The sequence below is a fragment of the Okibacterium endophyticum genome (assembly GCF_054780075.1).
The window spans coordinates 373,583-398,603 of record NZ_BAAGXA010000005.1 but is presented as its reverse complement, the minus strand read 5'-3'; the positions used below and the strand labels follow the sequence as shown (position 1 = coordinate 398,603).

Genomic DNA, 25,021 nt, shown 5'->3' with positions numbered 1-25,021 from the left:
CTCGAGCAAGGAGCATCTCGTGTCTGCAGAGCCGCCGATCGCGATCCCGCACTCCCCCTACGTCCCGTACGACCCTGACATCATGTTGTATGACGCGATGCTGCGACCGTTCCTCATCCCTTGGGAATACACCGGATGGCGGGATGAACAGCTGTCATGGAAGACGACGGCGTACGTCCACGGCAATCTGAACCCCAGCCCGTGGACGCGGATCACCGGTCCAGACGCGTCGAGATTCCTCGAGAGCGTGTGCGTCAACAGCTTCGCCGCCTTTCCGGTCGGCGGAGGCAAACACGCGATCCTCTGCAACACGGACGGCTTGGTGATGAGCCACGGCGTCCTCATCCGCACCGGTGAGGAGGAGTTCGAAGCCCAGTGGCTCGCGCCCTACCTCGAGTTCCTGCTGAGCCAGACGGATCTGGACCTCGAGTTCGAGAATGTGTCGACGAGCAGGTTCCTCTTTCAGATCGCGGGCCCCCGCTCATACGACGTCCTCGCCGCCGCGACCACAGACGATCTGTCTGACATCCGCTTTATGCGGCACCGCCCGAGCACGATCGCCGGCCACGACATCCGCGTCCTGCGGATGGGCATGGGTGGCTCCCTGGCCTATGAGGTTCACGGCGATGCCGAGTTCGCCCAGGAGATCTATTCGGCGATCGTCGCGGCGGGTGAGCCGTTCGGCATCCGCCGCCTGGGGACGTGGGCGTACATGATGAACCACACCGAGAACGGATATCCCCAGTCGTTCTACCACTTCTCCCTCGCCTGGAACACCGTTCCCGAGTTTCGCGCCTGGCTCTCCGGACGGACGATGGGCACCCGCAACCTGCTCAACGACGCCGCGCTCCTCGGCAGCGTCGGCGAGGACATGACGCTGCGCTATCGCACGCCGTTCGACCTGGGCTGGGGGTCGATGGTCCGTTTCGATCACGACTTCACGGGTCGGGAGGCCCTGGAGCGAGCCGTCGCCGATCCGCCGCGGAGGATCGTCACGCTCGAGTGGGATGTCGACGACCTCGTCGACGTGTATCGGTCCCAGTTCGAGCTCGGCGAGCACTTTGCACCGATCGACCACCCGATCCATATCACCCGGCAGAACGGCGGGCAGGTGATGTACGCGGACAGGGTTCTTCGCGGTGACGAACTGGTCGGCGTGAGCTCGGGACGCGCATATTCCTACTACTACCGACGGATGATCTCGCTCTGCTCCCTCGAGAGGACGATCGCAGAGGGTGAGCAGGTCGAGGTGCTGTGGGGGCCAGAGGCGAGCAGGCAGAAGCGCATCCGTGCGACGGTGGCCCGCTATCCCTATCTCGATGTTCCCCGGAATCAGGGCATCGAGCTGCCGGCTCCGTCCGCTCGTTAGCGGCGGCCCGCTCGGTCGTCGTGTGCGTGCGGCTCCCCGCGACAGGTCCTCTCGTTCAGAGGTGTCGGCCGCCGTCCACATACAGCGTGGTGCCTGTCGTGAATGCGGATGTGTCGCTCGCCAGGAAGAGGGCGGCGTCGGCGAGATCGCGGGTCGATCCGATCCGTCTGAGCGGGATGGCCTCGAGCAGAGACGCCCGAAAGCCGGGGTCGGAGTACCTCGGCGCCGAGAGCGGAGTGTCTGTCGGGCCGGGGCACAGGTTGTTGACGCGGATGCCGTGTCGGCCGAGCTCGGCGGCGGCGTACTCGGTGAACGTGCGGACCACCGCTTTGCTGGCGGCATATGCAGTGCTGGGAAGCCAGACACGGTCGGCTACGACGGAGGTGACATTGATGATCGAGCCACCTGTGCCGGCTGCGACGAGGCGCCGTGCGAACTCCTGCATAAAAAAGAAGGTCCCGCGGGCATTGACCGAATGGACCCGGTCCCACTGCTCCGGCGTGACATCGAGCACGTCGGCGTGCGTGCCGACGCCCGCGTTGTTGACGAGCACACTCGCGGGTCCCATGCGGTCCTCGACGGCGTCGAGGACCGCATGGTGTGCTTCCACGTCTGCGACGTCGAGCCCGAACGCCTCGGCGCCGCGCGTCGCCTCGGAAACCGAGCGTGCTGCACCGACATCCAGGTCGAGGACGGCGACCCGCGCACCCGCCTCGGCGTAGCGGCGCACGATCGCTGCTCCGATCCCGCCGCCTCCGCCGGTGACGATCGCGACGCGGTCCTCCAGCTCACCGGTCATCAGGCCGACCCGAAGTAGGCCTGGCTGATCGTCTCAGACGACTCCAGCTCCACGCGGGTTCCGGCGAACGTCACACGGCCGCGATCCACCACGCAGCCGCTGGTGATGAGCGGAAACGCCTCGACGGCATTCTGCTCGATGAGGATGATCGTGAGGTCGCCCGCACGGTGCAGATCTGAGAGGAGACCGAAGATGCGTTGCACGATGACGGGGGCAAGCCCGAGCGACGGCTCGTCGAGCAGGAGCAGCTTCGGTTCGCTCATGAGTGCCCGGCCGAACGCCACCATCTGCTGCTGGCCCCCGCTCAGGCTCCCCGCGGGCTGCTCGAGTCGCTCGGCCAGTTCGGGGAAGGTCTCCAGGATGCGGGCGAGATTGCGCTGCTGCCACGCGCGCCCTCGCCCATAGGCCCCCATAAGAAGGCTGTCGCGCACCGAGAGGCTGTTGAACATACGACGCCCCTCCGGCACCGTCCCGATTCCCAGCGAGGGACGGCGATGAGCGGGCTGCGCGATGATCTCCTCGCCCCGAAAGAGGATCGACCCGGTGACTGTCGGCGGATGGAGCCCGGCGATTGCACGAAGGATGGTCGTCTTTCCTGCGCCGTTGGCACCGAGGATGCCGAAGAGGTCACCCTCCTGAACATCGAACGCGACGTCGTGCAGAACGGCGCTGTCCCCGTAGCGGGCCGACAGTCCCGACACCGAGAGCATCACAGCGTCCTCCCCTCCGCCGCACGGCCGAGCCAGGCCTCTGCGACGTCCTCCCGCGCGAGCACCTCTCCCGGCGCGCCTTCCGCGATCAGCCTGCCGTGATGAAGGACCGCGAGCCGGTCGCACAGACTGCGTACCACGTGGATGACATGCTCCACGAGCATGACCGTGACGCCGTCCTGGGGAAGCTCGCGGATCTCGGCGACGAGGGCATCGGTCTCTGCGACGGTGAGGCCGTTCATCATCTCGTCGAGCAGTATCAGCTTCGGCCGCGCGGCGAGCGCGCGGGCGATCTCCACGCGCTTGCGGTCGGCGAGCGGCAGTGCGGTGACGGGAGTCCGCGGGTCGCCGGCGAAGCGGGCGAGGGCGAGTGAGTCCGCAGCGATGGCGTGGGCGGCCGCAAGAGAACGCTCGTGCGAACGGGCGGCCACCAGCACGTTCTCCTCGACGGTCATGGACGCGAACAGCCGCACTTTCTGGAAGGTTCGTGCGATCCCCAGCCGGGAGATCGTGTGGGGCTTGCGTCCGCCGATCGACTGACCGTCGAGCTCGATCTGCCCGGAGCGAAGTGGCACGGCTCCGGCAATCGCTCCGAAGAGCGTCGACTTCCCCGCTCCGTTCGGCCCGACGAGCCCCAGGATCTCGCCCCGTCGGACGTCGAGTGAAACGTCGTTCACCGCGAGCACGCCGCCGAAGGCCACCGTCGCGTGCTCGACGTGTAGCAGGCGGTCGTCTGTCATCATTCGCGCGTCTCCTTCGCCCGGGCGCCGGCGCCCGCACTCGCTTGCGCTGGTTCTGGCTCCTCGGCAGCCGTGGCGGCCCCCGGGGATCCTCGCTTCAGCGCGCGGACGCCGCGCCAGCCCGCGCTCACGATGCGCCCTACGAGGTGGATGAGGCCCCGCGGGTCCAGCAGCATGATGATCACCACGATCGCGGCGTAGATCATGCCAGAGGTTCCGGACGGGCCGCTCGCGAAGGTGGATGACAGCAGCTGCTGAACGGGGATGAGAATGAACGCGCCAAGCACCGGACCCAGGATCGTGCCGCGCCCCCCGACGAGCGCGACCAAACCGATCGTGAAGGCTGTGGCCGCACCGAACGCCGTCGCCGGATCGATGAAGCGCAGGTACTGCAGCATCAGTCCACCGGCGACCGCGGTCACCGCGGCGCTGATCATGAGTCCGAAGAGCCGTGTGCGTGTGACATCGACGCCGGCTGCTCGAGCGGCATCGGGATCGTCCCGGCTCGCGACGAGGAACAGCCCGAGCCTGCTGTGGGCGACCAAGCCGACGATCAGCGTCGCCAGGGCAAGGAAACCGATGACAACGAAGTAGAAGGTCACCCTCGAGTCGAACTGCAGCATCCCAGGTGTGTCGCGGAGGAACGGGATGGTGATCCCCTGGTCGCCATTGGTGAAGTCACGGCTGGCGACCGCGAGGTCGGTGAAGAGCAGGGCAAGCACAAAAGTGGCGAGGGTGAAGTAGACCCCGCGCAGGCGCAAGGCGGGAAAGGTCAGGATGGCGCCGGCCACAGCCGCGAGCGCGGCCCCGACCGGGATGCCTATCCAGGGCGAGATCCCGAAATGCACGGTGAGCATCGCTGTCGTATAGGCGCCTATGCCGAAGAACACCGAATGGCCGAAGGACAGCAGTCCCCCGTAGCCTCCGATGATGTTCCAGCCCTGCCCGGCGATCGCCCAGATGCACGCGACGATGAAGACAACGAGCACGTACTCCTGCTGGATGAACCAGTAGGGCAGCGAAAGCCCGACGATGAGAATTCCCAGCGCGGGGAGCACCACCCGTCCGCCGGTGAGCAAACGGCTCATGTGACGACCCGCCTTCCGAAGAGTCCGTTCGGCCGCACAAGCAGCACGAGGATGAAGATGACCCAGATCACGATGTTCTGTGCTTCGAGCGCGACGTAGGTTCCGGTCGCCTGCTGGATGAGGCCAACGAGAATGCCTGCGACGAAGGCGCCGCGGATGCTCCCCAGCCCGCCGAGGATGATGACCACGAACGCCAGGGCGAGGTAGTCGAACCCGCTGGTCGGGTTCACGACCTGGTAGCTCGCGAGGAGACCGCCGGCCAGGCCGGCCAGCGCGACGCCGATGCCGATGCTCAGACTGAGCATCCGCCCGCGGTTGACCCCGACGAGCGCAGCCGCGTCGCCGTCGTCGACGATGGCACGGAGCCCCCGCCCGAACTCGGTGCGCCGAACGACCAGGTCGAGCACAACGAACGCGATGACCGCGACGACGAACGCGACGGTCTGCGCCTTCGAGATCGCAACCCCTCCCACCGACCATGCCCCGTCGAGGATCGTGTGGATGCTGCGATCCTGCGACGAGAAGATCGAAAGCAGCAGTGACTGTATGAAAATCCCGACGCCGGCCGTGATGACGATCTGCGGCAGATGCGCCTCATCCTCGTTCGCCGCGCTGATGTGCTGGCGGCGCAGCAGCAGGACGTACACCACGGTGCCGATGAGTCCGACGGCGGCGGCGATGAGCGGAACGAGCACCAGCCCGAGGGAGCCGAGTGCGCCGACCGCGACGATGCACAGGTACATGCCAACCGTCACGAAGTCGGCGTGCGCGAAGTTCGCGATCTTCGAGATTCCAAAGCTCAGCGACAGCCCGCTGCTGATCACGCCGTAGAGACCGCCGACGAGCACGCCTGAGACGAGTACCTGAATGAGGCTTTCCACTCTGATGGATTCCTTCGTTTCGTTCCGACCGACGGGCTCGCCGGTGTGGCGGGAGACCGCGCCGGCGAGCCTGTCTTCTGCTCAGTTGTCGAAGACCGCGTCGATCGTCGCGTACTCCTCGGGCCACGCGGTCGCGGGCACACCGTCGGTCCACTGGATGAGGATCGGGACGGCGGACTCGTTGGTGCCTGCGTCATCGAAAGCGACCCGACCGCCTGGCATGGCCGCGGCAGGACCCGAGTCGATGTCCATTGCGTGTAGGGCGTCGGTGATGTCCTGGGGGTCGCACGACCCGGCGTCTTCCATCGCCTGGACGATCAGGTGCACGTCGACCCAGCTCTCGCCCGCCTCCATCGGCATGAAGTCGCCGTACGCGTCTTCGTACGCCGCCGCGGCCTCTTCGACGCCGTCGAGGGGAAGGTCGGCGTTCCAGGCGCCGACGGCGAACAGGCCGTCGACGTCTGCGCCCAGGTTCTCCGCGAAGCTCGGCACAACGAAGGCGCCGCCGAAGCCCATGATCGCCGCGGTGACACCCCGGTCACGCAGCGCCCCGATGACGAGCGACATGTCCGCCGGTGTGCCGCTGAGCAGGATGAGGTCGGGATCCTGGCCGATGATCTGGTTGACGATCGGGGTCGGGTCGGTGATTCCCGTGTCGAAGAACGTCGGTTCCTGCGCTGTGGCGCCGCCCGCGACGAACGCCTCCACTGCAGAGGTGATCTGGCCGACGTTCGCCGAATCGTTGTTCCCGACACCCGCGACCCGCTCGAACGTCACACCCGCCGCCTCGGCGGCCTCGGTGAGATACTGCGCCGCCGCGCCGCCGATCTCGGATGCCTTGGGCGGCGGTTGAAAGTAGTACTGGAATCCGCGGTCGGAGAGCTGATCGGCCCACGACTGCGTCAGGATCGGGATGCGCGCCTCCTCGGCGACAGTCGAGACCGCCTGGGTCAGCGGGCTCGCCCACGCGCCGACGAGCGCCACCGCGCCGTCCTCGATGAGCTTCGTGGTCGCGCTGCTCGCCTGAGCCTGATCGGCCGTGCTGGTGTCGCCCTTGACGATCTCGAGCTGCGCGCCTCCGAGAGCCTCGATGCCGCCGGCGGCGTTGATCTCGTCTGCGGCGATCACCATCCCCTGGTAGGAGTTCGTGCCGAACTCGGTGAACGGGCCGGAGTAGGGGTGCGGAGCGCCGATCTGGATCGTGTCACCGCAGTCGGGGTCGACAGTCGCTTCCGACTCGCTCGCGATCCCGCCGCAGCCCGCCAGAGCGAGCGGCAGCGCCACTCCGGCGAGAACAGCTGCGGCCAGCGGCCGGCGGCGGGAACGACTTCTCAGCAGACGTGTTCCTTGTGAAGGCATCGACCTCATTGGGATTCCTTTCCGGGTTTGCGGGGGCCTGTGGAGCTGCTGCGCTTGCGAGCACCCGCGGCCGGCGTCCTTGCCGGTGTACTGGTGATCCTAGGAGTCAGACAGCCTGTGGTGCAATAGCTGCTGTCAGCTAGCATCCGATCTGCTAGCCTCGGGGCCAGGCTCAGTGTGCGAAAGCCCGTCACCCCCGTGCGAAGAGAAAGCCAGAAGATGAACACGAATCAGAGTCGGTCCGACCTCATCGACGCCGGTGAGGCTATGCGTCGCCGCGTGCTCGGCGACGAACACGTCGAGCGCTCGCGGACGAACGCAACCGACTTCACCCGTCCGTTGCAGGACTTCGTCACGGAGTACTGCTGGGGCGCCATCTGGAATCGCCCCGGGCTCGACCGGCGGACGCGCAGCATCGTCAACCTCGCCATGCTGACCGCGCTCGGCAAACAGGAGGAACTCACGCTGCATGTGCGAGGAGCGATCCGAAACGGAGTCACCCCGGACGAGGTGCGCGAGGTGCTCCTTCAGGCCGCCGTCTACTGCGGAGTGCCTGCCGCTCTCGAAGCGACCCGCACCGCGCAGCGGGCACTCGACGGCGACTGAGCGCCAACGTCGTGTCGCTCGCCGACCGGATCGGGCGCACGATGGGACTCGGGCGGGTTCACAGCAGCGATCACGGTGCTCGTGCGCCCGCTCAGGCCGCGACGCAGCTCACGCCGTCAAGCCGAGGGTGTCCATACGCCTGGTGTGCGTCGCGATCAGCTCGGTGAAGACCGGCTCGATCCGCTCGTCGTCTGAGCCGATCCCGTTCCGCCGTGCTCCGTCGCCGTGCCGCAGCGCGGCCTCGGCGAGCAGAAGCGTGTCTCCCACCAAACGCCTGCCCCAGAGCGCGAGAAAGTGAGCCCTGGCCGGATCCGCCGCGATGGCATCCGTCAGAAGCGAGACGATCCCAGAAGCACCCGAGTCCGCACCGAGGAGCACGGCCAGTCGCGGACCGATGTCGGCGGGAAGACCGGCGGCGAGACTGACGTAGAAGTCGTCGAGAAAACCCTGGCAGATGTAGGCGCTCACAAGCCTCTCGTTGACGGATTCACCGCGCGTCACCTCGAGGTAACGATCGATCGACGGAGCGAATGGCGCCATGACCTCTGCGGGATCGTCTCCCCGCCGCCTGATCTCGGCGACGCAGCCCTGATGTTTCGCCAGCGCCGCACCGGCGGCAGAGGCCAGTGTTTCTTTCGCGCCGAGGTCGCTGCTCGCAGACCCGAGAGACGAGAGCTGTTGAAAGAAACCGAGTTGCAGGTACGCGACCTGGCCGAGAAAGCTGGCTGCATCCGGCGTCAGCTCCGCGAAGTCGACGCGGGTCGTTCGCCGCAGGCCCGTTCGCTGTCTGAGGCGCGGGGCCGCCGACCTGGCGCGGCGCTGAAACCATGTGACCACGGCTCAAGTGTAGAGGCTTGCCGTCGCGCGGCAGGCAGGGAACGCGGCGCAAGGCAAGCATCCAGACACGCTCCGCTAGAATGTGGACCATGCCCGGCGACGGATCGGGCTCCTGCGCCTGAGTGAATGATTCGGCGTAGACCGCTGATAGGCACTGACAGGCATACATACTCGTGACTTTTACCGACCTCGGCGTCGACCAGGACATGGTCGACGCACTCGCATCCAACGGCATCCTCTCACCCTTCCCCATCCAGGAACAGACCATCCCCCTCGCCCTCGCCGGGCAAGACATCATCGGCCAGGCCAAGACCGGCACAGGAAAGACCTTCGGCTTCGGGCTGCCCGTGCTCCAGCGCATCGGCGCCGATCCGGAATCCGGGGTGAAAGTTCTCATCGTCGTTCCGACGCGCGAGCTCTGCGTTCAGGTCACCGAAGACATCGAGCTCGCCGCGGCCAACCGCAACACGAAGATCGTGTCGATCTACGGCGGCAAGGCGTACGAGGGTCAGATCGAGCAGATCAAAGCCGGCGCTCAGGTCGTCGTCGGCACCCCCGGACGCCTCATCGACCTCAACAACCAGCGACTGCTCGACTTCAGCAAGGTCGAAGAGATGGTGCTCGACGAGGCGGACAAGATGCTCGACCTCGGTTTTCTGGCCGACATCGAGAAGCTCTTCTCGAAGACTCCGCCGACTCGCCACACGATGTTGTTCTCGGCGACGATGCCTGGACCGATCGTCGCACTCGCACGTCGTTTTATGTCGAAGCCGATTCACATCCGGGCATCGGACCCAGACGAGGGCCTGATGCAGGCGAATATCCAGCACCATGTCTATCGTGCTCACAACATGGACAAAGACGAGGTCATCGCCCGCATCCTGCAGGCCAGGGGTCGCGGAAAGACGGTCATCTTCACACGAACGAAGCGAGCAGCGGCGAAGCTCGTCGAAGAGCTGAACGACCGCGGATTCAACGCCGCCGCCGTGCACGGAGACCTCGGCCAGGAACAGCGTGAGCGGGCAATGGCCGCTTTCAAGGCCGGCAAAAAAGACGTGCTCATCGCCACGGATGTCGCGGCGCGCGGCATCGACGTGGACGACGTCACACACGTCATCAACCACACGATTCCCGAAGACGAGAAGACCTATCTTCACCGCGTCGGCCGCACAGGCCGCGCGGGCAAGACGGGCATCGCCGTGACCTTCGTCGACTGGGACGACCTGCACAAATGGGCACTCATCAACCGAGCCCTCGACTTCGGGCAGCCGGTGCCTGTGGAGACATACTCATCGTCTCCGCACCTCTTCGCCGAGCTCGACATCCCCGAGGGCACAAAGGGCCGCCTCAAGGCCGCATCGGCCAGCAGCGCGCCGGTCGCGAAGAACCCGGAGCCGGGCGGCAGCGATCACCCTCCGCGCAATCGCAACCGGCGCCGGACCCGGTCGGCAGAGGCACAGGGAGCCTCGGACGACGCCAGGGTCGCCGCGGGCACTCACGACGGCCACGGAGCACAGCACCACGACGGGAACAGCTCGCCACGACGCCGTTCGCGCACGCGTCGTCGCACCTCGAAACCCGAATAACCACGGACGGGTTCCCGAACGCGCAGGAGCCCTCTGTGATCCTGCGCGTTTCCGGTGATCCTGCGCGCCGTGGTGCCCCGCTCGCGGGTGCTCCGCGATGACGCCGCGTCACCAGACGATGACGCCGCGTCACCGGCTCTGCGTGGCGAACCTGTTCAGCCGTACACCGGCTCCGACCCGCTCCCCCGCGCGATGATCGCCTCGACAACGGCCGCAGACGTCGTGTTCTCCCCCAGCCGGTTGGGTTTCCCCTCGCCGTGATAGTCGCTCGAACCCGTGATCGCGAGCCCGAACTTCTCGGCGAGTTCACGCAGCCGCCGTTTGCCGTCGGCTGTGTTCTCGCGGTGCTCGACCTCGAGACCGAACAGGCCAGCACCGGCCATCTTCGACAGATACACCTCATCGACGACAGTTCCGCGCCCTCTCGTCGCGGGGTGGGCGATCACCGGAACACCGCCGGCGGCGACCACAAGCTGCACGGCGCGCAAGGGCTCGGGCGCGTAGTGTGGCAGGTAGTAACCCGTCGCGGGGTGAAGGATGCCTGCGAACGCTTCACTGCGGGTGGGCACGTGGCCCCTCGCGACCAGGGCGTCGGCGATATGCGGCCTGCCGACGGTGGTTCCCGGCTGTGTCTGGGCGACCACGTCGTCCCAGGTGAGGGCATAGTCCGCCGAGATGCGATCGACGATCGATTCCGCACGTTTGATGCGTGAGTCCCTGATCCTCGCGGTCTCGCTCGCAAGCTCCCCGTTGTTCGGATCAAAGAGATATGCCAGCAGGTGCACGCTCTTCCATCCCAGCCGAGTCGAGAACTCCATGCCGGGTATCAGCGTGATGGCGTTCTGCCTCGCCGCGAGTGACGCCTCGTGCCATCCCGCTGTCGAATCGTGATCGGTGAGCGCGATGGTTCCGAGTCCGATCGCAGCGGCGGCCGCCACCACCCGGGTGGGGGTCTCGGTGCCGTCGGAGACGCTGGAGTGCGTGTGCAGATCGGCCGGCATACGTACTCGCAGCGCGTCAACCATATGCCAAGCATAGAGCGGCACGGCGGGCCGTGAGGCCGCACCCGGGCCTCACCGTCGGCTGTCAGCCGGCACGTAGGGTTCCCCCAGCATCGTGCCGGTAGTGTGGCTGGGCCATGCTGAAACTACTCGGTGCACTCGTCACCATCGTCATCGCCGCTGTGCTGCTCGTCGTCGCGTGGCCTCAGCTCTTCGGCCTTCAGACCACGTGGCTCGTCGCCCAGGCCGTCTCGATGCGCGGGCTGTTGCTCGTCGCAGCGGCTGTGATGGCTGTCATTCTTCTGTGCCTCAGTGCGATCAAGCCGATCCGCGTGTTCGCCGCGGTGAACGCGGTGCTTCTGCTGGTGGTCTCGCTCGCGACGGGCGGGCTCCTGCTCCAGCGCGGTCTGGGCAGCGGCGAGCTCGAGACCGGCTCCCCTGAGGCCGTGACGGTGCTGTCGTGGAACACTCTCGGCGATGCGCCTGGAGCTCAGGCGATCGCCGAACTCGCGGTCGAGGTCGAGGCCGACATCGTCTCGCTCCCCGAGACCACCGAGTCCACAGGGGTCGAGATCGCCGAGACGATGCGCTCACTCGGGCGCCCCATGTGGGTGCACACAACGGCATTCGACCTGATCTCGCCTGCACGTTCGACGACGGTGCTGGTCAGCAGCGAGCTTGGCGACTACAGAAAGGTGACGAGCGACACCGAACGCAACGAGAACACGAAGGTGCTGCCCACCGTCATCGTCGAGCCGGCGGACGGCGACGGCCCCACCATCGTCGCCGCCCACGCCGTGTCTCCCACGGTCGGGCAGATGGCCAATTGGCGGGATGACCTCGCCTGGCTGGCCGAACAGTGCGGTTCCGGAAGCGTGATCATGGCTGGCGACTTCAACGCGACCGTCGACAGCATGGCGGGCCTCGAGACAGAGAACGGGGCGACCCTCGGCGCTTGCTCCGACGCCGCCGTCTCATCTGGCGACGGCGCCGTCGGAACCTGGCCGACGAGTCTGCCCTCCCTCGTCGGGTCGCCCATAGACCACGTGATGGCGACAAGCGACTGGCATGTCGAGGACACCCACGTGCTCACGGAGTATGACAACGCGGGGAGCGATCACCGCCCGGTCGTCGCGCGACTCACGCCATCCGGCTGAGCATCCGGGCATTGCCTTCTGGACGATGAGAGAATGAAGGAATGCAGAACAGCACGGCGGGCACCCCCACGACGCACACCTCCGCACACCCGGCCGGTGACAACAACGAGAAGCCCCTCGGCACGTCGAACCGCTCGACCACGCCCTCGTCGACGCGCTTCCAGGACTACATCGCGTCGTCATGGGCCGACCGGCATGATGAGATGCCCGCCCCCAGGGAACAGGCTCGGTTCGCCGAGGCCAGGCGCAGACGGGTTTCACAGGCTTTCGCGGGCGAACGAGTGGTTGTGCCCGCCGGAGACCTCACACAGCGTTCCAACGACACCGACTATCCCTTCCGGGCGCACTCCGCCTTCTCGCACCTCACGGGCTGGGCGTCTGACTCGGAGCCGGGCAGCATCCTCGTCCTCGATCCGAACGCAGACGGCCACGACGTGACCCTGTACTTTCGGGAGCGGGCGGACCGCACCTCGAACGAGTTCTATGCCAATCCGGCGATCGGCGAGTTCTGGATCGGGGCGCGCCCGTCGCTCGAGCAGGTCTCGGCCGACCTCGGCATCACCACGGCGCACCTCGACGATTTCACCCCGTCTGACGAGGACCTCACCGTCGGAGGGGACTCTGAGTCCGATGCCCGCCTCACCGAGTTCGTCTCTGAGCTCAGACTGGTGAAAGACGAGTGGGAGATCGGGCAGATGCGGCGTGCCGTCGCCGCCACCAAACGCGGATTCGACGACGTCATCGGCGAGTTCGCCCGTATCACCACCGAGCCTCGCGGAGAACGCGTGGTCGAAGGGGTCTTCTACACCAGGGCCAGGGTCGACGGCAACGCGGTCGGCTATGACACGATCGCCGCATCCGGGCCGCACGCGTGCATCTTGCACTGGACGCGAAACGACGGGCCCGTCACCCCTGGTGACCTCATGCTGCTCGACGCCGGCGTTGAGCTCGACAGCCTCTACACCGCGGATATCACGCGCACGCTCCCGGCCTCGGGGCGGTTCACACCGGTTCAACGTATGGTGTACGAGGCGGTCAGGGAGGCCGCGGATGCCGCTTTCGCCGTCATCCGTCCCGGCATCGTCTTTCGCGACGTGCATGCCGAGGCGATGAAGGTGATCGCGAGGCACACGGCCCAGTGGGGCATCCTGCCGGTGAGCGCCGCCGAGTCGCTGGAGCCCGACAACCAGTTCCACCGCAGGTACATGGTGCACGGCACGAGCCACCACCTCGGCATCGACGTGCACGATTGCGCCCAGGCACGCCGCGAGATGTACCACGACGGAGAGGTGAGAGCCGGCATGGTGTTCACCGTCGAACCGGGCCTCTACTTCCAGCCGGACGACCTCACCGTCCCAGAGGAGTTCCGCGGCATCGGCGTGCGCATCGAAGATGACGTGCTCGTCACGGAAACCGGTGCGGAGAACCTCTCCGCAGACATCCCTCGAACGGCCGACGATGTCGAGGCATGGATCGCGCGGCTGAGGTCATAGCGACCGGCAGGGCATCAGAGGGCGGGATGCTCCCGGCCGTCGCCGTCGAGCAGGTTGCGCGCACGGTTGGCGATGTCCGGCGGAGCGATGACCGCATAACTCGTTGCGATGACCTGCATCACTGACGTGAAGTCCCGCCGGCGACGGTTGACGGAGTACGACACGATGCCGAACATCATCCCGAAAGCAGCGCCGATCAGCACCGCTGCACCGACGAAAACGAAATCGCTAGCGGGGTTGACGAGCACCAGGAGCAGACCGAAGAAGAGCCCGAGCCATGCGCCGCTCAACGCACCGGCGCCGGCTGCGCGGCCGTAGCTGAGCTTTCCGGTGACGCGTTCGACGCTCTTCAGGCCGTCCCCGATGATGGAGATGCGCTTCACCGGGAAGTCCGCCTGCGCGAGCCTGTCGACGGCCTGCTGAGCCTCACGGTAGGTCTCGAAACTCGCGACCGTCTCGCCCCGCGGGATCTGAGGATCGACGAAGGAGCGGTTCTGGTTCTGCGGCTCTGGGCTGGTCACTCTCCCATTCTGGCACCCCGGCATGTGAAGAACGAATGAAGGGAAACCTATGGAGGAGCGTCCCGGGCTAAGTTAGAGAGGTGACAGCGTCCAAGGTATTCGTCGCCCGCCTGGCCGGGTGCACAGTTTTCGACCCCGCGGGCGACCGTGTAGGCCGAGTACGAGACGTGCTCGTGGTCTATCGCAAAAGCGACCCACCGCGTGTCGTCGGAATGATCGTCGAGATCCCGGGCAAGCGCCGTGTGTTTATGTCGATCGGCCGTGTCACGAGCATCGCGGCCGGGCAGGTCATCACAACGGGACTCATCAATGTGCGTCGTTTCGAGCAGCGGGGCGGCGAGGTCCGCGTGATCGCCGAGATGCTCGGCCGCAAGGTCCGATTCACCGATGGCACGGGCGAGGCGACCATCGAAGACGTCGCCATCGAAGAATCCGGTCCGGGCGAATGGGCCGTCAGCCAGTATTTCGTTCGACGCCGGAAGACCTCGGCGTCGCCGTTCAGCAAGGGCCCGACGACGTTCGCGACCTGGCGCGAGATCCACGAGGTCGTCGACGCCAGCGAGGCACAGTCCGCTGAGCACCTGATCGCCACCTACAGCGACCTCAAACCGGCGGACCTCGCGAACACGCTGCTCGATCTTCCGCGAGAGCGCCGCCTCGAGGTGGCAGAGGAGCTCCCCGACGACCGGCTGGCCGACGCTCTCGAAGAGATGCGTGAGGCCGACCAGGTCGAGATCCTCTCGGAGCTCGACGACGACAGGGCCGCCGCCGTCCTCGATCAGATGCAGCCAGACGACGCCGCAGACCTCATCGCTCAGCTGCCCCACGAACGCGGTGAAGAGCTCCTGCAGCTGATGGAGCCTGAAGAAGCCGATGACGTGCGCATGCTTCTCGCGTTCGAACCAGACACCGCGGGCGGCCTGATGACGACAGAGCCGATCATCCTCTCAGCCGACTCCACGGTTGCCGAGGGGCTCGCGCTGATCCGCAGGGCGGATCTCCCGCCGGCGCTCGGCGCCGCCGTCTGCGTCACCCTGCCGCCCTACGAGCCGCCGACGGGTCGTTATCTCGGCATGGCGCACTATCAGCGGATGCTGCGCTATCCGCCCCACGAGCGTCTCGGCGCGATCCTCGACCAGGAACTCGATCCTGTGCACCCAGACACCTCGGCAGCCGTCGTCTCACGGATCCTCGCCAGCTACGATCTGGTTCAGGTGCCCGTCGTCGACGACGCCCACCGCCTCGTCGGGGTGGTGACGATCGATGACGTCCTCGACTATCTCTTGCCGGAGGACTGGCGAAGCCAGGAACACGACGAACCCGTAGCGACCCAGGAACAGCCACAGGGGCGGAGGGCAGGTCGTGCCTAGATCACGCAGGAATGAAACCCGTCTCGACGCCCCGAAGGGTCTGCGCCCCACGGTGATTCCGGGCCGTGGCGGCCGACGCTCTCAAGACCGGTTCGGCCGGTTCACGGAGTGGGTCGCGCGCGCCATGGGCACACCGTGGTTCCTGCTCGGGCTCAGTGCATTCGTTGTCGTCTGGATGTCGTGGAACACTCTCGCTCCGCCGCACCTGCGGTTCGACCGGTTCGAGAACGGGTTCATCGCCCTGACGCTTATGCTGTCGCTGCAGGCCTCGTATGCCGCTCCGCTCATCCTGCTCGCCCAGAACCGTCAGGATGACCGCGACCGGGTGCAGATCGAACAGGATCGCCAGAGAGCAGAGCGCAACCTCGCAGACACCGAGTACCTCGCCAGAGAGGTCGTCGCACTCAGGCTGGCGATGAACGACATGGCCTCGAAGGACTTCATCAGGCAGGAGCTGCGTGCCCTGCTCGACGAGCTCGAGAAAGACAGGAGTGATGGCGATCCCCGATCGAGCTGACCGCCAGAGCGCCGATCACGACCTCGCCGCCCGCGTGACCGCCGCTCTCACGGGTGTCATCGACCCCGAGATCAGGCGGCCCATCACTGAGCTCGACATGGTCGCAGACGTGCGGGTGACCGACGCCGGAGAGGCGACGGTCGACATCCGTCTGACGATCGTCGGATGCCCGGCGGCACGCTCGATCGAGCAGGCGGTGTTCGATGCGGCGTCGGCTGTGTCGGGGGTGACGAGTGCAACGGTGAACGTGGGCGTGATGACGCCTGAGCAGAGGAAGGCGCTGACAGAGCGTCTTCGCGGCGACCGCTCCCGTGAGATGCCGTTCGGGCCGGGCACGCTCACACGCGTCTACACGGTCACGAGCGGAAAGGGCGGCGTCGGCAAATCCACGATCACGGCCAACCTCGCCGTCGAGCTGGCGTCGAGAGGGCTGGCCGTCGGCATCGTCGATGCCGACGTGCACGGGTTCTCCATTCCGGGAATCCTCGGTCTCGTCGACGAGAACAGGGCAGCGCCGCGACCGACGCGTGTCGACGACATGATCCTGCCGCCTGTGGCACACGGCGTGAAAGTGATCTCGATCGGGATGTTCATCGAGGCGCCCAGAGACGGGCGGGCGGGCAGCGCCGGCGCCGTGTCGTGGCGCGGTCCGATGCTCCACCGCACGATCACCCAGTTCCTCACCGATGTGTACTTCGGAGACCTCGACATCCTTCTGCTCGACCTGCCCCCTGGAACGGGAGACATAGCGATCTCGGTCGGGCAGCTTCTGCCCAACGCCGAGGCGATCGTCGTGACGACACCGCAGCCGGCGGCTGCAGACGTCGCCGAGCGGAGCGGCATCGTCGCCGGGCAGACGGGCCAGCGAGTGCTCGGGGTGGTCGAGAACATGGCGGGTCTCGCGCAGCCGGATGGCGAGGTTCTGCATCTCTTCGGAGAGGGAGGCGGCCACGAGGTGGCGCGTCGGCTCAGCTCAGAAGACAATGACGTGCCGCTGCTCGCGTCGATCCCCCTCAGCATCGCCTTGAGAACCGGGGGCGACGAGGGTGTGCCCCTGGTCCTGTCTGCGCCTGACGACCCGGCGAGCGTCGCGATCCGTTCGGTGGCCGACGCCATTCAGGCTCGGGGCATCGGCCTGGCCGGCCGCAAGCTCGGGCTCTCGCCGGCCTGAGCACGACCCGACCGGGCTCTCTCTATGGGACCTTTCCGGACCTCAGTGGCCGATAGTGCGTGCACACCGGTCCGGAAACGTCACATAGACGTGGTGGCATGGACCTGGTGGCACAATCCCTATGTCGCTTCGGCGTCGTATGGCGGCGGCACCTGCTCACCGGCCCTGAGGCCGCGAATCCGCTCGACCCATCCCGCGGAGGCACCGGCACCACCGTCACCGGACCTACCGGACCCGGACCCACCGGCACCGGCACCACCGGCGCCAACGCCCGCCGGCGCCGCAGCTTCGTCACCCCGAGAAACACGGTCGGCAACGCCCGCTCGATGTGCGGCGCCCGTGCCGCTTTCGGCAGACCGGGGCTTCGACGCCTCTGGACCGGTGTCGTCGAGCAGCGCCTCTTTGATGATTCGCCGCGGATCATACTGACGAGGGTCCAGCTTCTGCCAGTCGACCTCGTCGAACTCCGGACCCATCTCGTCGCGCATACGGTCTTTCGCGCCGCGCGCCATCTCGCGAAGCGATCGAACGAGCCGCGCGAGTTGCGCCGCATAGTGAGGCAGACGCTCCGGCCCGAGCAGAAAGACAGCTATCACGCCGATGATGACGAGCTTGTCGAAGGTCAGGCCGAACACCAGTTCAGACTATCGCGCCGCGCCTCGCAGAATGCTGCGTCTGGCGGCGCTACGCTGAGTGCTGTCCGAGAGCGCGACACGAAGGAGCACACCGGTGTCTGAGCACGCCTCCAACTGGAAGTACGCGGACGAGATCGTGACGGAATCCGAGGCCATCGCGAAAGCGCGCCAGCAGTCGCTCGAGCTGGGCATCGACGCCGTCTCCCCCGCAACGGGGGCACAGGCGGCCGTCATCGCGAAAGCGACGGATGCCACGAGCATCGTCGAGATCGGAACAGGCGCCGGGGTCTCGGGCCTGTGGCTGCTCTCGGCCTCGGACCGGTCCGTGCTGACGAGCATCGACGTGGAGCCCGAGCACCTGGGCTACGCGCGTCGTGCCTATTCAGAGGCAGGCATCGCCACGAACCGGATCAGGCTCATCACGGGGAAGGCCCTCGAGGTGCTGCCCCGCATGAACGAGAACTCGTATGACCTCGTTGTCATCGATGCCGACCCCGCACAGCTCATCGAATATGTCGAGCACGCCCTTCGCCTCGTCAGGCGGGGCGGTACGGTGCTCGTTCCACACGCCCTCTGGAAAGGGCGTGTGGCGGATCCCACGCAGCGTGACCCGATCACCACGTCTTTCCGCACCCTGGTTCAAGAGATCGCGTCGTCTCCAGCCGTGATGAGCGCACTGTCTCCCGTCGGCGACGGCCTGCTGCAGATCACCACGGTCGACTGAGCCGGCGGCCTCCCCTACACATGCCGATGCGGATGCCCCCGGTTCAGACGACCGGCGGCATCCGCATCGCGGATTGCCCACTCAGGACGTGACAACCCCGGCAAGAGCGTCGTGCAGTTCTTTCGCTTCGGCGTCGTTCACAGAGACGACGAGCCGGCCCCCACCTTCGAGCGGAACCCGAACGATGATCAGCCGTCCCTCCTTCACAGCCTCCATCGGCCCGTCTCCGGTCCTCGGCTTCATGGCTGCCATTGGCTCCCCTTTCGTGGCGTGTGACTTCTATTATCCGATATTTCGCGGTATGCGTGCTAATCGGATGGCCTCTGCGACGCGGGGTCCGTCACGGCGGTGTCCAGTCGTACCCGTCCACTCGCCAGGCGATCAGCAGCCACCCCCACTGCCCGAGCAGCGACAGGGCGACGACGACAGCCCGATAGATCCATGACCGCGGTGCGGCGACCGCGCCGAGCAGAGGGAAAACAGGCATAAGCAGACGGAAGGTGCTCGACTGTGGAAAGAACACGGCGAGCAGATAGACGGCATAGCTGGCGGTCCACAGTCGCAGATCGACGCCGAGTGTTCTCACCGGGGGCGAGAACAGCAGCGCGGTGAAGGCGATGGCGAGCACGATCACTCCCCCAGCGCCCCACGGCACACCGGCCGGCAGGTGCAGTCCGTTGACCGCCCACCAGTCGAGGCCCTGCACCCACCCGGAGAACGGCACGAGGTGCTGATGCCCGATGTAGGCCGACCGCCACGCGAGCTCGGTGTCGACGTAGGCGGACATCCTGCCGGTGACGAGCCAGGCGATCGCCGGCCAGCTGAGACCGGCCACGCCGCTGACGACAGTGGCGAGAACCGCCCGCCACAGGTCTTGCGGCGGTCTCTCGCGGTTTCGGCGGGCGGCCAGCCACCTCCAGCAGACGTGCAGACCGAGGAACAGCGCGAAGGCGAGCCCGGTCGGACGCGTGAGAGACATCACAACGATCACGGGAAGCAACACGAGGTAACGACGCCTGACCACAAGATAGAGCGCAGTCGTCAGCAGCAGCATCTGCATCGACTCCGCGTATGCGAGCTGCATGAGCGGCGAGAGCGGCGCGACGCAGAACAGCGTGACGGAGAACATCGCCCTGCTCTCGTCGAGAACCTCACGCATAAGCAAAAAGAAGACGAGAGCAGCGGCGAGCGCGCACACAACCGATACGGAGACAGCCGCCGTCGCCCATTCGAGCCCGGTCACCAGCATCAGCAGCCGCACGACCGCGGGATACACCGGCATGAATGCCCAGGCGTTCTCGGCCACATGCCCGTCGTCTGTCATCGGCAGATCGGTCGGATAGCCCGAGACCGCGATGATGTTGTACCAGTGACCGTCCCAGATGGTGGCGAAGTCGGCATACCCAGGACTCGCGCCCGTCCACGCGTTCGCCGGCTGTTGCGCGGCGAGCACGAGCAGCATGGTCGTTGTGACGACCCGGGCGGCCCCCCAGATCAGAGCGACGCGCACCCACCACGGCAGCTGGCGCGTGCGTTGGGCCCAGCGAGACGGCGAGGTCAGCCGACCGGATTCACCGGCCCCCATCCCGCCGGTCTGCGTCGTCGACATCCGTCAGCCGGACACGCCGGTGAGCCAGTTCCGAAGGCCGCGCTCGCACGCGACGATCTCGTCGATCGCGACGCGCTCGTCGTCGGCGTGTGCCTTCAACGGGTCGCCGGGGCCATAGTTCACCGCTGGGATTCCCATGGCAGAGAAGCGGGCGACATCCGTCCAGCCGTACTTCGGCTTCGCCGCGGCGCCCACTGCACGCATAAACTGCTGAGCGATCGGGGCATGCAGCCCCGGCCGTGCACCGTCCGCGCGATCGGTGACGGTCACGTCATAGCCGTCGAAGAGACCGAGCAGATAGCCGACCGCCTCGTCGGCGCTCTTGTCCGGGGCGAATCGGTAGTTGACCTCGATCGTGCACTCGTCTGGGATGACGTTTCCCGCGACGCCGCCCGAGATCCTCACCGCGTTGAGTCCCTCGCGATAGACGAGTCCGTCGACGTCGACGTTCTGCGCGGTGTACCCCGCGAGCACGGCGAGCACCTCAGACGCCCCGTGAATGGCATTCGTGCCGACCCAGCTTCGTGCGGAATGCGCCCGAACGCCGTGGGTTCGGATGTCTGCGCGAATGGTTCCGTTGCATCCGCCCTCGATCTCACTCGCCGTCGGTTCGCCGAGGATGGCGAAGTCACCCGCGAAGAGGTCGGGCCGGTTGCGCGCGAGGCGACCAAGCCCGTTCAGGTCAGACGCGACCTCTTCGTGGTCGTACCAGATCCAGGTGACGTCGACGATCGGCGCGGCGAGCTCGGCGGCGAGCTTGAGCTGCACCGCCACCCCTGCCTTCATGTCGACGGTGCCCCGACCCCAGAGGAACTCGCGGCCGTCGACCCTCTCTCGCCGGCTCGGCAGATTGTGATTGACGGGAACCGTGTCGATGTGCCCGGCGATGATCACCCGACTGGCTCGACCGAGAGCCGTCCTGGCGACGACCGTGTCTCCGTCCCTGTGCAGTTCCAGGTGCGCACAGTGCGCGAGCGCGCTCTCGATGGCATCGGCGATCCGCGTCTCATCGCCGGATTCCGATCTGATGTCACACAGCTGCTGAGCGAGCTGAGGGGTGGGAACGCCCAGGTCGATGTTTTGGATGACTGGCGAAGAATCCGGCATACGGCAAGTCTAGAGTCGCAGAGCTCCCGCCCGTCGTCCGTCCGGGGCCGCCGGATTCGCTAGCCTTGAAGCATGACGACGGCCCCTCGCGATTCCTCCGCATCCACATCGGCATGGGGCTACGGCCTCTCATCTGTGTCATCGAACGGCACGGTGCTCGACACGTGGTATCCGGAACCGAGGCTCGGCGCGCTGCCGAAGGGACGCGACAGGTGGATCGCGCCCGCCGAGATCGAGGCGCTCGCGGTGACGGACGAGCGTCGACGGGTCAGAACAGACGTCGTCACCACCGAGATCGACCTGGCAAGCGCGCCGGCGTCGACGGCGGATGCCTACCTCCGGCTCCACCTGTTGAGCCACCTTCTCGTCACACCGAACAGCATCAATCTCGACGGGATCTTCGCTCACCTGCCGAACGTGGTCTGGACGAACGCCGGCCCCGTGCATCCGGACGACTTCGACGAGCTTCGCCGCCCGCTCTCGCTGCACGGCATTCAGGCCTCGTCGATCGACAAGTTCCCACGTCTGATCGACTACGTCACGCCCCGCGGCGTTCGGATCGCCGACGCGTCTCGTGTGCGTCTCGGCGCGCATCTGTCACCCGGAACCACCGTGATGCACGAGGGATTCGTCAACTACAACGCCGGAACCCTCGGGGCGTCGATGGTCGAGGGCCGCATCTCGCAGGGCGTTGTGGTCGGCAACGGGTCTGACATCGGCGGCGGCGCGTCCATCATGGGCACGCTCTCTGGAGGGGGCTCGCAGCGGGTGACGATCGGTGAGCGGGCGCTCCTCGGGGCGAACTCGGGGATCGGCATCTCGATCGGAGACGACTCGGTCGTCGAGGCCGGGCTCTATGTGACGGCCGGGACGAAGGTCACCCTCATCGAGGGAGACGCTCCCGGCTCGCCGCGCACCGTCAAGGCCGTCGAGCTGTCCGGGGTGCCGAACCTGCTGTTCCGCCGCAATTCGCTCACGGGTGCCGTCGAGGCCCTCGCCCGCACCGGCGCCGGCGTCACCCTGAATGAGGCCCTCCACGCCTGACCCGGTTCCCGCCGTCGCCTGACCGACCTGTCACAAAGGAGTGCACATGGTTCCGAAAACACCCCGCGCGAGAAGGTCACGCACGGCCACCGGTCTGCTGAGCGTGATCGGCGCGATAGCGGTGCTCGGCATCGTGGCGTCGATTCTCGTTGTATGGACCGTCCAGCGGCCGTTCCCGCGGCTCGACGGCGAACTCGACGTTCCCGGGCTCACCTCGGAGGTGACGGTCTATCGCGATGACGCAGGCATCCCCCAGCTCGTCGCGAGCACCGCAGAAGACCTCTTTCTCGCGCAGGGGTTCGTGCACGCCCAGGATCGCTTCTGGGAGATGGACTTTCGCCGCCACGTGACCTCCGGCCGGCTTTCGGAGCTCTTCGGCGAGAGCCAGGTCGGCACAGACACCTTTGTGCGGACCCTCGGATGGCGGCACGTGGCCGAGCAGGAGGTCGAGATGCTCAGCGAGAGGGACCTCGGCTACTACCAGGCGTACGCAGACGGCGTGAACGCCTATCTCGAGCAGCGAACAGGACCCGACCTCTCACTCGAGTACTCGGTGCTCGCTCTGCAGAATCCGGGCTACACACCCGAGCCGTGGACCCCTGTCGACTCTGTCGCCTGGCTCAAGGCCATGGCGTGGGACATGCGCTCAAACCTCGAATCAGAGGTCGACAGGGCGATCCTGTCGTCTGAGCTGACGCCTGAGCAGGTCGCCGACCTCTATCCCTCGTATCCCTCTGATGAAAACCCTCTTATTGCGCCCGGTGCAGCGCCGGCGGCGCTGGAGTCTCGCCCCTGGGGTGCCGGGGACCCCGATCCTGGTGACGCCGTTGACGACGCTTCAGGGGCTCTCAGCGAATTGCACAACGCTCTCTCGTCGTTCCCCGATCTGCTCGGCGACGCGGGCAACGACCTCGGGTCGAATTCGTGGGTCGTGTCCGGCGACTACACGAACACGGGGATGCCGCTGCTCGCCAACGATCCCCACCTCGGGCCCTCGCTCCCCTCGATCTGGTATCAGATGGGCCTGCACTGCGCCGAGGTCACTGAGCAGTGCCCGTTCGAGGTCGCCGGTTACACCTTCTCGGGCACACCAGGGGTGGTCATCGGCCACAACGCGTCGATCGCCTGGGGCTTCACGAACCTCGGCCCAGACGTCAGCGACCTGTATATCGAGCGGGTGACGGGCGACGGCTATGAACTCGACGGTGTCATCGTGCCATTCGAGGTCCGCACCGAGACGATAGCGGTGGCCGGAGGCGAGGATGTCACGATCGACGTTCGTTCGACGGGCCGCGGCCCCATCGTCACGGGCATCGATCGGGAGTTCGAATCCATCGGATCGGGGTACCCGGCCGCGGCGGGCATGCCGGAGGGCGAGTACGAGTTGTCGCTGCAGTGGACGGCACTGACACCGGGACGCACGGCATCCGCGATCTTCGCCGTCAACCTCGCATCTGACTGGTCGACGTTCCGCGAGGCGTCTCGCCTCTTCGAAGTTCCCGCGCAGAACCTCGTATACGCCGACACAGCAGGCAACATCGGCTACCAGATGCCCGGCGTCGTTCCTGTGCGACGCCAGGGTGACGGAACCCTTCCTCAGCCGGGTTGGACGAGCGCCGCCGGATGGAGCGGCTCTGTGCCGTTCGAGAGCCTTCCGAACGTGCAGAACCCCGTGGCGGGTTATATCGCCACCGCGAACAACGCGGTCGTCGGACCGGATTACCCCGTCTTCATCACCCGCGACTGGGACGCGGGCTACCGCGCATCGCGCATCAGCATGCTGCTCGAAGACCTGATCGGGTCGGACACCACGGTCACCGCCGGCGACATGCGGACGATTCAGACCGACACGCACAACGCGATGGCCGAGAGGATCGTCCCCGTGCTGACCGCGCTCACCACAAGCGGCAGGGCGGCAGACGGCCAGCGCCTGCTCGCCGAGTGGGACCGCCGCGATGACGCCTCGAGCGCCGCGAGCGCCTATTTCAACGTGTTCTGGAAGACGCTGCTCGAGAACACGTTTGCGCCGAAGCTGCCGGAGGAGATCCCGCCGCAGGGCAGCGCACGATGGTTCCAGGTCGTCGGCTCGCTGCTCGACCAACCCGATTCGCCCTGGTGGAATGACGGCGACGCCGCCGGACGCGACCAGGCGCTCATCGCGGCACTCGACGCCGCCTGGCACGAGGCGTCCGAGCGAATGGGAGACGATTCGGACCGCTGGGAGTGGTCGAGCCTGCACACCCTGACTCTGCGCAACGAGAGCTTCGGCGCCTCGGGCGTTCCCGTGCTCGAAACCCTCTTCAACCGCGGCCCGTACCCCGTCGGCGGCGGTTCGTCCGTGGTCAACGCCATGGGCTGGTACCCGCCAGACGGATACGAGGTCAACTGGGTGCCGTCGATGCGGATGGTCGTCGACCTCTCAGACTTCGACAGATCGACCTGGATCAATCTCGCCGGGGCATCCGGGCACGCCTACCACCCGAACTATGTGGACCAGACCACCCTGTGGCAGGCCGGTGAGCAGCGAGCGTGGCCGTTCTCTGCCGGTTCGGTGGCGGAGTCGGCAGAGAACACGCTCGTGCTGAGGCACGCGCACACACGCTGACCACGTGACACCGGGTGGTCGGCACCGCGAGTGGCGGGTTTCCGATGTTCACCGCCCGCGGAACAACTGAGCTCCGCGCTTGCGCATCGTGG

General features: G+C 66.6%; 23 protein-coding genes and 1 pseudogene. 11 read left to right on the top strand and 13 right to left on the bottom strand.

Going from position 1 to position 25,021, the window contains the following annotated elements; translation table 11 throughout:
• Positions 1-19 precede the first annotated feature (19 nt).
• Positions 20-1,369 (top strand): hypothetical protein, encoded by a 1,350-nt coding sequence (locus ACYVF5_RS06105; protein ID WP_460944374.1) that lies wholly within the window; start codon positions 20-22, stop codon positions 1,367-1,369.
• 55 nt (positions 1,370-1,424) lie between these two features.
• Here ACYVF5_RS06105 and ACYVF5_RS06100 read toward each other — a convergent pair whose 3' ends face one another.
• The 6 genes from ACYVF5_RS06100 to ACYVF5_RS06075 form a co-directional block, all read right to left on the bottom strand.
• Positions 1,425-2,168 (bottom strand): SDR family NAD(P)-dependent oxidoreductase, encoded by a 744-nt coding sequence (locus ACYVF5_RS06100; protein ID WP_460944372.1) that lies wholly within the window; start codon positions 2,166-2,168, stop codon positions 1,425-1,427.
• Entirely contained in the window at positions 2,168-2,878 is a 711-nt protein-coding gene (locus tag ACYVF5_RS06095) for an ABC transporter ATP-binding protein (protein WP_460944370.1), read from the bottom strand. The genes ACYVF5_RS06100 and ACYVF5_RS06095 overlap by 1 nt, the downstream gene beginning before the upstream one ends.
• Positions 2,878-3,621, bottom strand: a complete 744-nt coding sequence (locus ACYVF5_RS06090; protein ID WP_460944368.1) for an ABC transporter ATP-binding protein — start codon at positions 3,619-3,621, stop codon at positions 2,878-2,880. Before ACYVF5_RS06090 ends, ACYVF5_RS06095 begins: the two co-directional genes overlap by 1 nt.
• Positions 3,618-4,706 (bottom strand): branched-chain amino acid ABC transporter permease, encoded by a 1,089-nt coding sequence (locus ACYVF5_RS06085; RefSeq protein WP_460944366.1) that lies wholly within the window; start codon positions 4,704-4,706, stop codon positions 3,618-3,620. The genes ACYVF5_RS06090 and ACYVF5_RS06085 overlap by 4 nt, the downstream gene beginning before the upstream one ends.
• Positions 4,703-5,587: a branched-chain amino acid ABC transporter permease gene (locus tag ACYVF5_RS06080; RefSeq protein WP_460944364.1), complete on the bottom strand. Its 885-nt coding sequence runs from the start codon at positions 5,585-5,587 to the stop codon at positions 4,703-4,705. The genes ACYVF5_RS06085 and ACYVF5_RS06080 overlap by 4 nt, the downstream gene beginning before the upstream one ends.
• 81 nt (positions 5,588-5,668) lie before the next feature.
• A complete protein-coding gene (locus ACYVF5_RS06075) occupies positions 5,669-6,946 on the bottom strand; it encodes an ABC transporter substrate-binding protein (protein ID WP_460944362.1) in 1,278 nt (425 codons plus the stop codon).
• Positions 6,947-7,165: 219 nt separating this feature from the next.
• Between ACYVF5_RS06075 and pcaC the strand changes: the two genes are divergently transcribed.
• Entirely contained in the window at positions 7,166-7,552 is a 387-nt protein-coding gene (pcaC, locus tag ACYVF5_RS06070; RefSeq protein WP_460944360.1) for a 4-carboxymuconolactone decarboxylase, read from the top strand.
• A gap of 108 nt (positions 7,553-7,660) precedes the next feature.
• Here the strand turns inward: pcaC and ACYVF5_RS06065 are convergent, their stop codons facing one another.
• On the bottom strand, positions 7,661-8,389 hold the full coding sequence (locus ACYVF5_RS06065; protein WP_460944358.1) for a ferritin-like fold-containing protein: 729 nt from the start codon (positions 8,387-8,389) through the stop codon (positions 7,661-7,663).
• 173 nt (positions 8,390-8,562) lie between these two features.
• On the opposite strand from ACYVF5_RS06065, the gene ACYVF5_RS06060 reads away from it, so the two are divergent.
• On the top strand, positions 8,563-9,975 hold the full coding sequence (locus tag ACYVF5_RS06060) for a DEAD/DEAH box helicase (RefSeq protein WP_460944356.1): 1,413 nt from the start codon (positions 8,563-8,565) through the stop codon (positions 9,973-9,975).
• 155 nt (positions 9,976-10,130) lie between these two features.
• On the opposite strand, the gene ACYVF5_RS06055 is transcribed toward ACYVF5_RS06060, so the two are convergent.
• Positions 10,131-11,000 (bottom strand): PHP domain-containing protein, encoded by an 870-nt coding sequence (locus tag ACYVF5_RS06055; protein WP_460944354.1) that lies wholly within the window; start codon positions 10,998-11,000, stop codon positions 10,131-10,133.
• 113 nt (positions 11,001-11,113) lie between these two features.
• Here ACYVF5_RS06055 and ACYVF5_RS06050 point away from each other — a divergent pair, with 113 nt between their 5' ends.
• Both ACYVF5_RS06050 and ACYVF5_RS06045 read left to right on the top strand, forming a co-directional pair.
• Positions 11,114-12,133 (top strand): endonuclease/exonuclease/phosphatase family protein, encoded by a 1,020-nt coding sequence (locus ACYVF5_RS06050; protein ID WP_460944352.1) that lies wholly within the window; start codon positions 11,114-11,116, stop codon positions 12,131-12,133.
• A 41-nt stretch (positions 12,134-12,174) separates the two neighbouring features.
• Positions 12,175-13,626, top strand: coding sequence for an aminopeptidase P family protein (locus tag ACYVF5_RS06045; protein ID WP_460944350.1), 1,452 nt, complete (start codon positions 12,175-12,177; stop codon positions 13,624-13,626).
• A 14-nt stretch (positions 13,627-13,640) separates the two neighbouring features.
• On the opposite strand, the gene ACYVF5_RS06040 is transcribed toward ACYVF5_RS06045, so the two are convergent.
• On the bottom strand, positions 13,641-14,147 hold the full coding sequence (locus ACYVF5_RS06040) for a YflT domain-containing protein (protein ID WP_460944348.1): 507 nt from the start codon (positions 14,145-14,147) through the stop codon (positions 13,641-13,643).
• Between the two features lie 80 nt (positions 14,148-14,227).
• Between ACYVF5_RS06040 and ACYVF5_RS06035 the strand changes: the two genes are divergently transcribed.
• Genes ACYVF5_RS06035 through ACYVF5_RS06025 form a run of 3 tightly spaced genes read left to right on the top strand, consistent with a single transcriptional unit; the run spans position 14,228 to position 17,205 of the window.
• Positions 14,228-15,517: a magnesium transporter MgtE N-terminal domain-containing protein gene (locus ACYVF5_RS06035; RefSeq protein ID WP_460944346.1), complete on the top strand. Its 1,290-nt coding sequence runs from the start codon at positions 14,228-14,230 to the stop codon at positions 15,515-15,517.
• Positions 15,510-16,034 carry a DUF1003 domain-containing protein gene (locus tag ACYVF5_RS06030; RefSeq protein WP_460944344.1) on the top strand — a complete coding sequence of 175 codons (525 nt, stop codon included), beginning with the start codon at positions 15,510-15,512 and terminating at the stop codon, positions 16,032-16,034. Before ACYVF5_RS06035 ends, ACYVF5_RS06030 begins: the two co-directional genes overlap by 8 nt.
• Positions 16,012-17,205: an Mrp/NBP35 family ATP-binding protein gene (locus ACYVF5_RS06025; protein WP_460944342.1), complete on the top strand. Its 1,194-nt coding sequence runs from the start codon at positions 16,012-16,014 to the stop codon at positions 17,203-17,205. The genes ACYVF5_RS06030 and ACYVF5_RS06025 overlap by 23 nt, the downstream gene beginning before the upstream one ends.
• A gap of 356 nt (positions 17,206-17,561) precedes the next feature.
• On the opposite strand, the pseudogene ACYVF5_RS06020 reads toward ACYVF5_RS06025, so the two are convergent.
• A pseudogene (locus ACYVF5_RS06020) lies at positions 17,562-17,840 on the bottom strand (Sec-independent protein translocase family protein); the annotation flags it as partial.
• Positions 17,841-17,934: 94 nt separating this feature from the next.
• On the opposite strand from ACYVF5_RS06020, the gene ACYVF5_RS06015 reads away from it, so the two are divergent.
• Entirely contained in the window at positions 17,935-18,564 is a 630-nt protein-coding gene (locus tag ACYVF5_RS06015) for an O-methyltransferase (RefSeq protein WP_460944340.1), read from the top strand.
• Positions 18,565-18,645: 81 nt separating this feature from the next.
• Here the strand turns inward: ACYVF5_RS06015 and ACYVF5_RS06010 are convergent, their stop codons facing one another.
• The 3 genes from ACYVF5_RS06010 to dapE form a co-directional block, all read right to left on the bottom strand.
• Positions 18,646-18,816 (bottom strand): DUF3117 domain-containing protein, encoded by a 171-nt coding sequence (locus tag ACYVF5_RS06010; protein ID WP_460944338.1) that lies wholly within the window; start codon positions 18,814-18,816, stop codon positions 18,646-18,648.
• Positions 18,817-18,904: 88 nt separating this feature from the next.
• On the bottom strand, positions 18,905-20,173 hold the full coding sequence (locus tag ACYVF5_RS06005) for a hypothetical protein (RefSeq protein ID WP_460944336.1): 1,269 nt from the start codon (positions 20,171-20,173) through the stop codon (positions 18,905-18,907).
• Positions 20,174-20,176: 3 nt separating this feature from the next.
• Complete coding sequence (gene dapE, locus ACYVF5_RS06000) at positions 20,177-21,280, bottom strand: succinyl-diaminopimelate desuccinylase (RefSeq protein ID WP_460944334.1); 1,104 nt, start codon at positions 21,278-21,280, stop codon at positions 20,177-20,179.
• A gap of 72 nt (positions 21,281-21,352) precedes the next feature.
• On the opposite strand from dapE, the gene dapD reads away from it, so the two are divergent.
• A complete protein-coding gene (gene dapD / locus ACYVF5_RS05995; protein WP_460944332.1) occupies positions 21,353-22,324 on the top strand; it encodes a 2,3,4,5-tetrahydropyridine-2,6-dicarboxylate N-succinyltransferase in 972 nt (323 codons plus the stop codon).
• Between the two features lie 46 nt (positions 22,325-22,370).
• The gene (locus ACYVF5_RS05990; RefSeq protein WP_460944330.1) at positions 22,371-24,929 is read left to right on the top strand and encodes a penicillin acylase family protein; all 2,559 of its coding nucleotides are present in this window, start codon (positions 22,371-22,373) and stop codon (positions 24,927-24,929) included.
• Positions 24,930-25,021: the final 92 nt, after the last annotated feature.